We start from the raw sequence: 13,331 nt of genomic DNA, 5'->3' as shown, positions 1-13,331 counted from the left end.
AATTTCCTTTATTTTTAATCACATAAGAACAATAAGTTGCAGCATTTTACTTTGTCAAAAAAGGTAAGACCTTTTGTAATTTCACAAAAGGTCTTACCCAATAGTGTTTTAAGATTCCTGTCCGGAATTCTCCCATCTCTTAGGTGGAGAGTAGTTCACTTAGTTAAATGGTCAAATGTAGCTATTCATTTTCATATACCAGTTCATAACTTTTATTATTAACTAAAAACACCTTTTCTATGTCGTTAATTATAAAAGAACTTATATTTTTGTCATAACAAAACTGTACACTAATGCCACAGCTAGAACTTAGTTTTCTAGGTGTAGGTAATATTTTATAACAAATATTTTCAGCATTCATTATATTAGTAAACTTTATAGCTCCTGAATGAGTATAAAATAAACAAATATAATTTACATCATTATTTTTTACCATATAATATAAAGTCATCTTCTATATTTTTTGATGATACAGAATAACCTGATTGCCTCATGTAACGTTCAACATTATTCTTAGCAGTTGCGTTATCTACAGTAATTTCCACTTCTATAGGATTATTTATTAAAGCATTTTTTGTCATCAAAACTGGCTGAGGACAAGATATACCTCTAGCATCTATTTTAACCAATGTTATCATCTCCCTTTGAAACTACATTAATTTTTTTAGTACCCTTTTCTATATTTATGTAGGATACTAAACATACAATTAAAAATCCAATTAATACTGCTACTTTACCATTAAATGTAGGACCTTTAGCGCTAGAAGCTAAATTAAAATTGTGCACAAAAGCTGCGCCTACAAAAAGTCCTAAAACTGTTATAACAGAATCTATATTACCCTCAGCAGATAATATTAGTTGTCTTAAAGGGCAACCACCTAATAGTACTGAGGCCCATCCAGCTAAAGCCATACCTAAAAAGTTCCATAAAGCATCATTATGGGCTACAGGTTGATTCATAAATCCTAAATTAAATTTACCTATTATTAAATTTCCTATAAGTGCAAATATAAATATAGAAATAAATCCAGATAATAAATAAGTATCTTTAAACATTATAAGATCTCTAATTCCTCCAACCATACAAAGTCTAGTCCTTTGTGCAATTGCACCTACAATAAGCCCTGCAATTAAGGCTATATAAATTGGAGCATGAGAAGCACCAGGACCTTTCTGACTAAAAAATATAAAAGCAGGTGCTGAAACAAGAAGTGCAAATAAACCTACATTAACTGCAGGGAATAAATAGCTTTCAATTTTTGTTGTAGTATAATTTCTTTTTAAAGTAAAACCTTTGTTTAAAAATTGTATACCAATAAAAATTCCAGCCGTAAACCCTATGATACCTGTAATTGCATTTAAGTCTCCTCCAGCAAGTCTTAATACCATCCTAAGTGGGCAACCTAAAAACATTAGTGCTCCTACCATAACTATAAATCCTAATATAAATCTTATAAATGGCGAAGAACCACCTTTAGAATAAAGTTCCCTTTTAAAAATTGCCATTATAAAAGCTCCAAGGACTATGCCTATTATTTCAGGTCTTATGTATTGAACAACTTCTGCCCTATGTAGTCCTAAAGAACCAGCTGTATCCCTTATAAAACAGGCTATGCAAAGGCCCATATTAATAGGGTTACCGAAACGTACAAGTATTACTGATAGTATACCAACTATAGCTCCAGTAATTATGATCCCCTTTTTTTCTTTCATGAAAATTCCCCCTTATTTTTATTACTTCTATATAAATATAACAAATTATTTAATGTATGTTAAATATATAAAGCTGATTGTTAAAGTCTTATCTATCAGTAAATACAATACTGTTAATTATAAATAAACTATTTACTTAAAGGTCCCTACAATATATTCCTTATTTGTTTCAAAACGATGTTTATGTTTAATGCGGTATCTTAAATAAAGAATATAAAAGTGATATCTTGATTAAATTTTAAAATTACATTAATAATAAAAATAACTGTAATTTAAGATGGAAAAGCTAACAAATCTTATTATAAAATGAAATAATAATATATAATTTTGTATATATATATTATTTAATGAAATTATGTTAAATTTACTAGGAGGTATATTTAAACCACAGCTAGTTAATATTCTATTATATTTAAAAAGTGATATAGTCATTTTAATTGTCTTAGTAGGTGGCTTTTAATTTTTATTAACTTAAAATTAAGGGCTGTAGAGTAAATGACTTTAAATAATAGGAGGTATTTTATGAAAAAGGTAGCAATTGTTTTTAATGGTGGAACTATTTCTATGAAGGTAGATCCTAGGATAAAGGCTGCAGTTCCTAGTCTTACTGGTGAAGAAATAATGTCTATGGTAACGGGTATCGAAAAATATGCGAATATAGAATCATATAATTTTTCAATGTTACCGAGTCCACATATGACACCAGAAATCATGTTAGATTTATCAAAGTTCATTCAAAAACTTTTAGATAGAGAAGATATAGCAGGAGTAGTAGTAACACATGGAACAGATTCTCTTGAAGAGACTGCGTATCTTGTAGATTTAACTATTAATTCTATAAAACCTGTGGTATTTACAGGATCTATGAGAAGTGGATCAGAGCTTGGATATGATGGCCCATCTAATTTAGCAGAATCTATTTGTACAGCAATATCAGATGAATCAAAAGGTAGGGGGGTTCTAGTCTGTTTAAATGGACAATTGAACTGTGCATCAGAAGTTACAAAAGCTAATTCTATGAGTTTAAACGCTTTTAAGACTCCAAACTTTGGACCAATTGGTATAGTGGATAATAATAGGGTTATATTCTATAGAAATAACATAGAAAAACAAACAATGAGCATAAAAGAATTAGATAGTAAAGTTGCTCTTATAAAATGTGCATCAGGTATGGATTCAGGTGTAATAAATTATTATATAAGCGAAGGAAATAGAGGTATAGTTGTTGAGGCAATGGGAAGGGGAAACATACCACCACTTATGGTACAAGGTATAGAAAATGCTATAAACAAAGGAATTGCAGTGGTTATTGTTTCTAGATGCTTTGAAGGAAGAGTATTTGATTCATACGGATATCATGGAGGTGGAAAAGAACTAAGAAATTTAGGCGTTATATTTGGTGATAATCTTCCAGGTCAAAAAGCTAGAATTAAATTATTAGTAGCACTTAGTTATACGAAAAATTTAGATGAGATAAAGTCTATATTCGAAAAAAGCTTATATAACATCTAATTTAAAAACCAATTTGGAAATTAATAATCGTTTATATTAACCTAAATTACACGAACGATATAATTAAATGCATAAATAATGATATGTGATGTTGACAATAATAAATTAATGTTGTAACATAATATTCGTAAACAGTAATGCTCATATAGTTTTGGCAATAAGGGCCAAGAGTTTCTACCAGACACCATAAATGTCTGACTATGAGTGAATCTTTAGAATTATCTTAAATTCATATGTGAAAAATTACTTTTTTTAGTAATGTATATATGAGTAGATTTTGATTAAGATAATACCTATATAGATTCCTCAGGGAATTTATATAGGTATTTTTGCTTTATTAAGGAATTTTAATAAGAAACATAGTACAAATTTTAGGAGGATGATTATGGATAAATTATTTAGTTTTAGTAAGTTAAAAGAAAGGAAGGATACAAATATAAGAAAAGAAGTAATTGCAGGAATTACTACATTCTTAACTATGGCATATATTATAGCAGTTAACCCTACTATATTAGGAGCCACTGGAATGCCAGTAGGAGCACTAGTTACTGCTACATGTCTTTCAGCAGGTGTTGCCACAATAATGATGGGTGTATATGCAGATTTACCATTTGCACTTGCATCGGGTATGGGGCTAAATGCATTTTTTGCATATACAGTTGTTATAAAAATGAATGTACCCTGGGAAATAGCACTTACAGCGGTATTTGTAGAAGGAATTATATTCATAGTTTTATCATTAACTAACGTAAGAGAAGCAGTAATAAATAGTATACCTATGAATTTAAAATTAGCTGTTACAGCGGGAATAGGTCTATTTATAACCTTTATTGGATTTGTAGATAGTGGAATGGTTATTAAAAATGATGCTACTTTAGTAGGACTTGGTAATTTTATGTCACCAACTGTTTTGATTACAGCTGTTGGAGTAGTGATTATTGTTGTACTCTCAAAAAAGAATGTTAAAGGGGCTATATTATTTGGGATATTTGGTAGCACCATTTTATCTTGGGTATATGCAATTATTAGCCCTGAATCTGCATCACTTCATAAAATATTCTTACCTACTGGTATTTTTAAGTTTGAATCTTTAGCACCAATTGCATTTAAGCTAGACTTCTCATATATAACAGATTCTTCAAAGATATGGGGATTTGTAGTTATAGTTTTCACATTTTTATTTGTAGACTTTTTTGATACTATAGGCACCTTGGTTGGTGTAGCGGCAAAAGCTAATATGTTAGATGAAAATGGACGGGTTCCAAGAGCTGGAAGGGCTTTATTATCAGATTCGATTGGAACTACTTTTGGAGCGTTGATAGGAGTATCAACGGTAACTACTTTTGTTGAAAGCTCTGCTGGGGTCGCAGAAGGTGGAAGGACAGGGCTTACATCTATAGTTACTGGAATACTATTTTTACTAGCTATGTTCTTTTCACCAATATTTGTAGCTATACCAGCTGCGGCTACAGCACCTGCACTTATTATAGTAGGATTCTTTATGATGGAAAATGTAGTTAAGATTAATTTTAGTGATTTTACAGAAGGTGTACCAGCATTTTTAATTATTGCATTAATGCCACTTACATATAGCATAGGAGATGGTTTAACTATTGGGATACTATCTTATGTAATAATAAATTTAGCAAACAATTTGTTTAGTAAAGAAAAGAAAAAGATATCTCCTGTCATGATAATTCTAGGTATTATATTTATGGCTAAGATAATATTTACTGGGCTTTCTTAGATAAATATATTAATACAATATATTTTTATTTAAATACAGGTATCTTTATTTATTGTGAATATTACTTTAAATAAAGTGTACATTGAAAATTTAAAACCTCTATCTATAAAATTTATGATTTATAGATAGAGGTTTTTATTATATTAATCTAAAGGATAATTGGTAACTAAATCTTGGATGATGTATCAAAAAGGTATAATAATGAATATTATGTTAAAAACAATATTTGGGAGGTATTTATTTGAAGATAAATAATAGGATTGCAAATCTTCCGCAGTATCACTTTAATGAAATTGATATTTTAAAAGATAAGCTAAAAAAACAGGGGAGGGAAGTAATAGATATTGGCATAGGTGATCCAGATCTAGAACCGCCTAAAGAGGTTAATGAGACGCTAATAGAGGCCTTAAGTTATAAGGGATATCATAATTATCCTAAAGGAAATGGTATAGCCAAATTAAAACAGGCGATAATTAAAGATTATAAGCTTAATTATGGTGTAGATTTAACTGAAGATGAAGTGTTAATAACTATAGGGTCTAAAGAAGCATTAAGTAATATAATTCCAACAGTTTGTGATATAAATGATTATATTATATTACCTGATCCTTCATATCCCTCATATGAATCTTGCAGTAAGCTTTGGGGTACAATTCCATATAAGATGCCTTTAATTGAAGAAAGAGGTTATTTCCCAAATCTTAAATTGATTCCCGAAAAAATAAAAAAGGTATCTAAACTTATTATAATAAATTATCCTAATAACCCTACGGGAGCGAATTTAAAAAAGGACTTTTTAGAAGAGGTTAAAGAAATGTGTGAAAAGTATAATATAGTACTTTGTAACGACGGGGCTTATAAAGAGATTGTAAATAAAAAAGAAGATAAGTTATCGATACTAATGGGAGGTATAAATAACTGCATTGAATTTAGTAGTTTTTCTAAAGCATTTAGTATGACAGGATATAGAATAGGTTATGTAGTTGGTGATAAAAATATTATAAAGTCTTTAGGGGAAGTTAAAAACAATATTGATTCAGGTCAATTTATGCCTATTCAATATTCAGCTTTAAGGGCAATAAAAGATTGCAAATACTATATAGAATATATAAATGAGGTATACAGAAAAAGAAAAGTTTTAGCAGAGTCTATTTTAGATGAAAAGAATATAAAATATTTTAAGGGAGAAGGTACTTTTTATATTTGGTGTAAAGTACCAAAAGGATATAATACAGATGAATTTTGTAGTGAGTTACTTTTAAAAAAGGGCATTGTTGTAACACCTGGAAGTGCCTTTGGTAGACTAGGATATGGTTATTTTAGAATTGCACTTACTAAGGATGAAGAGATTATAAGAAATACATTGAATAGACTAGATAGTTACAGTAAAAACTAGATAAATTCTATTTTTAAAATAAAACTTGAAATATTGCATGTTGTTTATGTATAATAGGTATGATGAATTGGAAAAGCATAAGGAGGAGTTTCATGATTAAAAGTATGACGGGTTTTGGCAGAGCCAATAGTGAAGAGGGTAGCAAACATAACTTTGTAATAGAAGTTAAAAGTGTAAACCACAGGTTTTTAGACTTAAACATCAAAATGCCTAAAGCCATGATTGCTTTAGAAGAAAGAATCAGAAGCATCATTTCTCAATATTTAAACAGAGGCAAGGTGGATTTATTTTTAAATTATAAAAACTATGAAAAAGTAGAGGGTAGAGTAAGGGTTAACACGGATTTATTAGATAGCTACATGAGTTGTCTTAATGAAATAAAAGATAATTATGATGTTAAAGATGATATATCACTGTCGTTTGTTTCAAAGTTTCCTGATGTTATTTATATACAAGAAGATGAAGAAGACATTGAGGAACTCTGGAAAGAGATATCCCCTTCTATACATTGTGCGTTAAAAAACTTGTTATCTATGAGAGAAAGAGAAGGAATTAAACTAAGTCAAGACATAAAATGTAACTGTGATAATATAAAATGTGAGTTAGATAAAATAGAAACAAAGGCTCCAACAGTGGTTAAAGAATACAAGATAAAGCTTGAGGATAGAATAAAGAAATTAATTGAAGATGGTAAATTAGATGAAGGTCGTTTAAATATGGAAGTGGCTATATTTTCAGATAAAGCAAGCATAGATGAAGAGATAATAAGATTAAACAGCCATATCGAACAGTTAAATGATACTTTGAATTTAAAAGAGCCTGTAGGTAGAAAACTTGATTTTATAGTTCAAGAAATGAATAGAGAGGCTAATACTATAGCTTCTAAATCTTCAAATTTAGAAATAACAAATCAAGTACTTAATATAAAAAACAATATTGAAAAAATAAGAGAACAAGTGCAAAACGTAGAATAATGAATTTTAGGAGGAAGACAATGAGTATTAAGTTAATCAACATAGGTTTTGGAAATATTGTTTCTGCTAATAGATTAGTAGCTATAGTAAGTCCTGAATCTGCGCCAATAAAAAGAATAATCCAAGAGGCAAGAGATAGGGGAATGTTAATAGATGCAACTTATGGTAGACGAACAAGAGCTGTAATAATAACAGATAGTGACCATGTGATTCTTTCAGCAGTACAACCAGAAACAGTAGCACATAGACTATCATCAAAGGGAGAAGAAGCTGGAGATGAGGTTGAAGAATAATGTCCAATAAAGGTATATTAATAGTTATATCAGGGCCATCAGGAGCAGGAAAGGGTACTATTTGTAAGGCTTTGCTAGAAAAAAACCAATATTACCTTTCTATTTCAGCAACCACTAGGAAACCTAGAGCTGGAGAAGTTGATGGAGTTAACTATTATTTTATGGATAGAGATGAATTTGAAAATAAAATAAAAGAAGATGATTTTTTAGAATGTGCTGAGGTTTACGGAAACTTATATGGAACTCCTAGATCAAAAGTTCAGGCTATGCTTGATAGTGGAAAAGATGTTATACTTGAGATAGATATTCAAGGAGCGTTAAAAGTTAAAGACAAGATAGAAGATGGTGTATTTATATTTATACTACCTCCATCTATGGAAGAATTAAAACAAAGAATAATAAAAAGAGGTAGTGAAACACCACAATCATTAATGACTAGGTTTAAATCTGCATATCAAGAAATTAATTATATTTCAACATATAATTATGCAGTAGTAAATAATACAGTAAGTGATGCTGTTAACAAGATAGAAAGCATATTAATGGCAGAAAGATGCAGAGTAGACAGAATAAAAGAAAAAATATTAGATTCTAAGGAGGGCTTAATACATGAACAACTCTATGATTAATCCATCAATAACAGACTTACTCGAAAAGGTGGATAACAGATATACTTTAGTTACAGTAACTTCAAGAAGGGCAAGACAAATAATTGATGGTGCTGAGCCAATGGTAGAGGTAGACTCTAAAAAACCTTTAACTAGAGCCATTAGCGAAGTAGATCAAGGATACGTTAAATATGAAACAATAAAAGAAGGACTAAAATAGTTATGACAAAGAATTCTTATTGTGTAGTGTTAGGTGTCACAGGAGGCATAGCTGCATATAAAGCTCTAGATATTATTAGTGCTTTAAAGAAAAAGGATATAGAAGTTAATGTAATAATGACAAGGTCTGCAAAAGAATTTGTTTCACCTTTAACATTTCAAACTCTTAGTCAAAATATAGTAGTATCAGATATGTTTGAAGAGCCTAAGGCCTTTGAAATACAACACATTTCATTAGCTAAAAAGGCTGATATAATTCTTGTTGCACCAGCTACAGCTAACATTATAGGTAAGGTTGCAAATGGCATTGCAGATGATATGCTATCTACAACTATAATGGCTACAAAAGCAAAGGTTGTATTTGCTCTAGCCATGAATACTAATATGTATAATAATAAAATAGTTCAAGAAAATATATCTAAGCTAAAAAGCTATGGATATGAATTTATTGAACCTACTAGTGGAAGGCTTGCTTGTGGAGATGACGGAAAAGGTAAACTTGCAGATACGAAATATATAGCGGATAAGGTTGAAAGTATGCTTTATAATCCTAAGGATTTAGAAGGAAAAACAGTATTAGTTACAGCAGGACCAACAATAGCAAACATTGATCCAGTAAGATATATAACAAATAAATCTACAGGAAAGATGGGGTATGCTATAGCAAAGGAAGCTAGAGATAGAGGGGCAGAGGTTATTTTAATATCTGGTCCTACTAATTTAGAGAAGCCTTTTGAAGTTGAGTTTATAAGTGTGAATACAAATGAAGAAATGTTAAAAGAGGTACTTTGGCATTATGAAAAGGCGGATATTGTGGTTAAAACAGCTGCAGTGTCAGATTATAAGCCTAGGTATTATAGTGAAGAAAAAATAAAAAAATCCGAGGATAGTATAAGTATAGAACTTTTAAAAGATAAAGATATACTTAAAACTCTAGGAGAAAAAAAACAAAATCAAATTTTAGTAGGATTTGCTGCTGAAAGCAGTAATCTTATAGAAAATGCTAAAAATAAACTAATTAAAAAAAATTTAGATTATATAGTTGCAAATGATATTCTTCATACAGGATTTGCTTTAGAAGACAATGAGGTAAGCATAATATGTAAAGATGGAGATGTTATAAAACTAGAATCCATGAATAAAAAAAAGGTTGCAAAAGAATTATTTGATATTGTAAATAAAAGGCGCTAGTCTGCGCTTTTTTATTTTATAAAGGGTGATTAGATGTTAAAGTTTGCTGGTATTGTTATAAACCAGGATGCAAATGAATTGGATAGAATTTTTACGTATGCAATTAAAGCAGAAGATGCTAATAATATAAATATAGGATATAGGGTTAAAGTTCCATTTGGAAGAGGTAATAGGTTAGTAGATGGCTTTGTATTATTCCTCTATGATGAATCACATGAATTTAAAGACTCCAATATAAAGATGAAAAGTATTGAAAAGATTTATAAAGAAGTAGAGCTTTTTAATGAAAAAGATGTAAAACTTATGGAGTTTATGAGAAAAAGATATCTTTGTTCCTATGTAGATGCTTTGAAACAATTTTTGCCTAAAGGAATTGTAGGTGGAATGAAAAATAAGACTATAGAAGTTTTATTTACGAAAGGAATCTTAGAGGGACGATATAAAAAAGAACCTTATGAATCTATATGGAATAAGGTGCAAGAACTAAATGGAAATGTAACACGATCAGAATTGAGTAAAAATCATTCTATGTCATTAAGCTCTATAAATACATTAATAAAGCACGGTTTTATAATTTCAGACTCTAAAACAATACAAAGGTATAATGTTAGGGAATTTGAACATTATGAAAAAAGGACACCTAATGCAGAACAAAGATATGTTATTGATAAAATTTTAAATTCAGATAAAAAGATATTTCTTATTCATGGGGTAACTGGAAGTGGTAAGACTGAAGTGTATATGAACTTGGTAGAAGATTGCATAAGAGAAGGTAAGTCTTCCATAGTCTTGGTACCGGAAATTGCACTAACTCCACAGATGATAGAAAGATTTAAAGGAAGATTTGGTAAAGATGTTGCTGTATTTCATAGTAAACTTTCTGATGGAGAAAGATTTGATGAATGGTTTAGAGTTAAAGAAGGAAAAGCTAAATTAGCTGTAGGAGCAAGATCTGCTGTATTTTTGCCTTTTAAGGATTTAGGTATTATAATAATTGATGAAGAGCATGAGGCTAGTTATAAGTCTGATAGTAACCCTAAATATGATGCTAGAGAAATTGCTAAATATAGGAGTAAACTAGAAGGGTGTAGGGTAATTTTAGGAACTGCAACACCAAGTATAGAATCCTATTACAAAGCTGAAACTAGAGAAATAGAATTACTAAATATGGAAAAGAGAATAGATGATGCATTTATGCCAGTAATACAAGTTATTGACATGAGAGAAGAACTGGAAAATGATAACAGATCTATTTTTAGTAGTTTATTATATAGTAAAATGAAAGATGCCTTAGAAAAAAAAGAACAAATAATTTTGTTTTTAAATAGAAGAGGGTTCTCTACTTTTGTATCTTGCAGAAAATGCGGATACGTATTCAAATGTGATAAATGTGATATATCAATGACTTACCATTTTTCAGGCAACTATTTATCCTGTCATTATTGTGGAAAAAGATCTAGGGCTACCAACATTTGCCCTGTTTGTAATAGCAAATATGTAAAGTATTTTGGTGTAGGTACTGAAAAAGTAGAAACAGAAGTGAAAAAATACTTTAAAGATGCTAAGATTTTACGGATGGATTTAGATACCACAAGAAGGAAGGATTCGTATGAGAAGATATATAACTCCTTTAAAAAGGGTGAAGCAGATATTTTAATTGGTACTCAAATGGTTGCTAAAGGATTAGATTTTCCAAATGTTTCTCTTGTAGGTGTTTTGGCAGCAGATCTATCCTTAAATTTACCTGATTATAGGGCATCTGAAAGAACATTTCAACTTATAACACAAGTTTCTGGTAGAGCTGGAAGAGGTAAAACCATAGGGGATGTAGTAGTTCAAACCTACATACCTGATAGTTATAGTATAAAAGCTGCAAAGGAATATAATTATAGTAGTTTTTATAAAGAAGAGTTATCTATTAGAAAGAGTATGAATTACCCACCTTTTTCAGAAATCTTGCTTATAAATATGAGCTCTAAAAATGAAGAATTATTAATAAAATGTATACAAGATATTAGCATTAATTTAAAGAATAAGCTACAATATAATGATAAAATAGTAATACTAGGACCTTGTCCTTGTATGATAAGCAAGATTAAAGAATTATATAGATGGCAAATAATAATAAAAGGTGAAATAAATGACCAATTAGCAAAGGAAATAAAAGACTTTTTATATGTCAGTACTAAAAGTTATTATAAAGATATAAGATTAAGTATTGATATTAACCCTAGTAGTCTAATATAATATAATTTAGATTATTATTTTAATATAGAAAGGAAGAATTTTTTATGGCATTAAGAAATATTAGAACTTATAAAGATCCAATCCTAAGAAAAAAAAGCAAACCTGTAGAGGTGGTTAACGATAGAATAAAGGTTTTAATTAAAGACATGTTTCAAACTATGTATTATGAAGATGGTGTAGGTCTTGCGGCTCCACAGGTTGGGATATTAAAAAGAGTTGTAGTAGTGGATATTGGAGACGGTCCTATAGCATTAATCAATCCTGAAATAATTTCAAAAGAAGGATTATATGTAGATACAGAGGGTTGCTTAAGTTTGCCAGAGGAGCAAGGTGACGTTGAAAGACCAAAGCGTATAAAGGTAAGCGCTCTAAATGAAGAAGGAAAAAAAATTAATTTTGAAGCAGAAGATTTATTTGCAAGGGCAATTTGTCATGAAGTAGATCACTTAGATGGTATTCTGTTTATAGACAAAGTTATTCCAGAGGGGGAATAGAATATAGATGAATATAGTATTTATGGGTACTCCAAATTTTGCAGTACCCTCTTTTCAAAAGATTATAGATGAATATGGTGTAGTTGCTGCATTTACACAGCCAGATAGACCAAAGGGCAGAGGGAAAAAGCTTTCTATGTCTCCGGTGAAGGAACTGGCTTTAAATTATAATATACCTGTTTTTCAACCAGAAAAAGTACGAGGTAATGAAGAAATTATTAAAATACTTAAAGATTTAAATCCAGACTTCATAATAGTAGTTGCTTATGGTCAAATATTACCAAAGGCAGTTTTAGAACTTCCTAAGTATGCATGTATAAACCTTCATGCATCATTACTACCTAAATATAGGGGGGCAGCTCCAATTAACTGGTCAATAATCAATGGCGAAAAAGAAAGTGGAAATACTACTATGCTTATGGATGTAGGGCTAGATACAGGAGATATACTTTTAACTAATAAGGTAGGTATAGATGATGAGATTACAGCAGGTGATCTTCATGATAAGTTAATGAGTAGTGGCTCCGAACTTCTTATAGAGACTATACAGTCCATGTATAAGGGCATTTTATCACCAATAAAGCAAGAAGATGAAGGAAGCTCTTATGCTTCTATGTTAGATAAAGATATTGCTAAAATAAATTGGAATGAAACTTCTTTAAATATACATAACCTTATAAGAGGGTTAAATCCATGGCCTATAGCTCATACTGACTATGAAGGACAAAGAATGAAAATATATAAAAGCTGTGTTATGAATAAAAAATCTGAAAAAGCACCAGGAACAATATTAAATGTAAGTAAAGAGGGCATAGAAGTATCTACAAAGGATGGTGTAATTCTTATTGAAATTATACAATTTCCTAATGCGAAGCCATTAAAGGTTGAAGAATATATAAATGGACATGATATCAAGGAAGGGTTAATACTAATCTAA

The 13,331-nt window shown here is 30.0% G+C and carries 14 protein-coding genes and 1 riboswitch; of the genes, 11 read left to right on the top strand and 3 right to left on the bottom strand.

What is annotated here, in order from left to right:
* Positions 1-181: 181 nt before the first annotated feature.
* The 3 genes from DY168_RS07960 to yedE are packed head-to-tail and all read right to left on the bottom strand — an operon-like array spanning position 182 to position 1,713.
* Positions 182-436: a putative Se/S carrier protein gene (locus DY168_RS07960; protein WP_115641285.1), complete on the bottom strand. Its 255-nt coding sequence runs from the start codon at positions 434-436 to the stop codon at positions 182-184.
* On the bottom strand, positions 423-638 hold the full coding sequence (locus DY168_RS07955) for a sulfurtransferase TusA family protein (protein ID WP_115641284.1): 216 nt from the start codon (positions 636-638) through the stop codon (positions 423-425). The genes DY168_RS07960 and DY168_RS07955 overlap by 14 nt, the downstream gene beginning before the upstream one ends.
* Positions 622-1,713 (bottom strand): YedE family putative selenium transporter, encoded by a 1,092-nt coding sequence (gene yedE / locus DY168_RS07950; protein ID WP_115641283.1) that lies wholly within the window; start codon positions 1,711-1,713, stop codon positions 622-624. The genes DY168_RS07955 and yedE overlap by 17 nt, the downstream gene beginning before the upstream one ends.
* A 522-nt stretch (positions 1,714-2,235) precedes the next feature.
* Here yedE and DY168_RS07945 point away from each other — a divergent pair.
* From DY168_RS07945 to fmt, 11 genes are all read left to right on the top strand, one after another.
* Positions 2,236-3,225: an asparaginase gene (locus DY168_RS07945; RefSeq protein WP_115641282.1), complete on the top strand. Its 990-nt coding sequence runs from the start codon at positions 2,236-2,238 to the stop codon at positions 3,223-3,225.
* A gap of 121 nt (positions 3,226-3,346) precedes the next feature.
* Positions 3,347-3,446, top strand: a riboswitch (purine riboswitch).
* A gap of 164 nt (positions 3,447-3,610) precedes the next feature.
* Positions 3,611-4,972 carry an NCS2 family permease gene (locus tag DY168_RS07940; protein WP_115641281.1) on the top strand — a complete coding sequence of 454 codons (1,362 nt, stop codon included), beginning with the start codon at positions 3,611-3,613 and terminating at the stop codon, positions 4,970-4,972.
* A gap of 241 nt (positions 4,973-5,213) precedes the next feature.
* Positions 5,214-6,368 carry a pyridoxal phosphate-dependent aminotransferase gene (locus DY168_RS07935; RefSeq protein ID WP_115641280.1) on the top strand — a complete coding sequence of 385 codons (1,155 nt, stop codon included), beginning with the start codon at positions 5,214-5,216 and terminating at the stop codon, positions 6,366-6,368.
* 92 nt (positions 6,369-6,460) lie between these two features.
* Positions 6,461-7,342 (top strand): YicC/YloC family endoribonuclease, encoded by an 882-nt coding sequence (locus DY168_RS07930; protein ID WP_115641279.1) that lies wholly within the window; start codon positions 6,461-6,463, stop codon positions 7,340-7,342.
* Positions 7,343-7,362: 20 nt separating this feature from the next.
* Complete coding sequence (remA, locus tag DY168_RS07925) at positions 7,363-7,635, top strand: extracellular matrix/biofilm regulator RemA (protein WP_115641278.1); 273 nt, start codon at positions 7,363-7,365, stop codon at positions 7,633-7,635.
* Entirely contained in the window at positions 7,635-8,264 is a 630-nt protein-coding gene (gene gmk / locus DY168_RS07920; RefSeq protein WP_115641277.1) for a guanylate kinase, read from the top strand. Before remA ends, gmk begins: the two co-directional genes overlap by 1 nt.
* Positions 8,245-8,463 carry a DNA-directed RNA polymerase subunit omega gene (rpoZ, locus tag DY168_RS07915; protein WP_115641276.1) on the top strand — a complete coding sequence of 73 codons (219 nt, stop codon included), beginning with the start codon at positions 8,245-8,247 and terminating at the stop codon, positions 8,461-8,463. Before gmk ends, rpoZ begins: the two co-directional genes overlap by 20 nt.
* A 2-nt stretch (positions 8,464-8,465) precedes the next feature.
* A complete protein-coding gene (gene coaBC, locus DY168_RS07910) occupies positions 8,466-9,653 on the top strand; it encodes a bifunctional phosphopantothenoylcysteine decarboxylase/phosphopantothenate--cysteine ligase CoaBC (protein WP_115641275.1) in 1,188 nt (395 codons plus the stop codon).
* A 33-nt stretch (positions 9,654-9,686) separates the two neighbouring features.
* Positions 9,687-11,900: a primosomal protein N' gene (gene priA, locus DY168_RS07905; RefSeq protein ID WP_115641274.1), complete on the top strand. Its 2,214-nt coding sequence runs from the start codon at positions 9,687-9,689 to the stop codon at positions 11,898-11,900.
* Between the two features lie 44 nt (positions 11,901-11,944).
* On the top strand, positions 11,945-12,394 hold the full coding sequence (gene def / locus DY168_RS07900) for a peptide deformylase (protein ID WP_115641273.1): 450 nt from the start codon (positions 11,945-11,947) through the stop codon (positions 12,392-12,394).
* Between the two features lie 7 nt (positions 12,395-12,401).
* Positions 12,402-13,331 (top strand): methionyl-tRNA formyltransferase, encoded by a 930-nt coding sequence (gene fmt / locus DY168_RS07895; RefSeq protein WP_115641272.1) that lies wholly within the window; start codon positions 12,402-12,404, stop codon positions 13,329-13,331.

Source organism: Clostridium putrefaciens, assembly GCF_900461105.1.
Taxonomy (GTDB): Bacteria; Bacillota; Clostridia; order Clostridiales; family Clostridiaceae; genus Clostridium_L; species Clostridium_L putrefaciens.
This window is presented reverse-complemented; position numbering and strand designations above follow the sequence as displayed.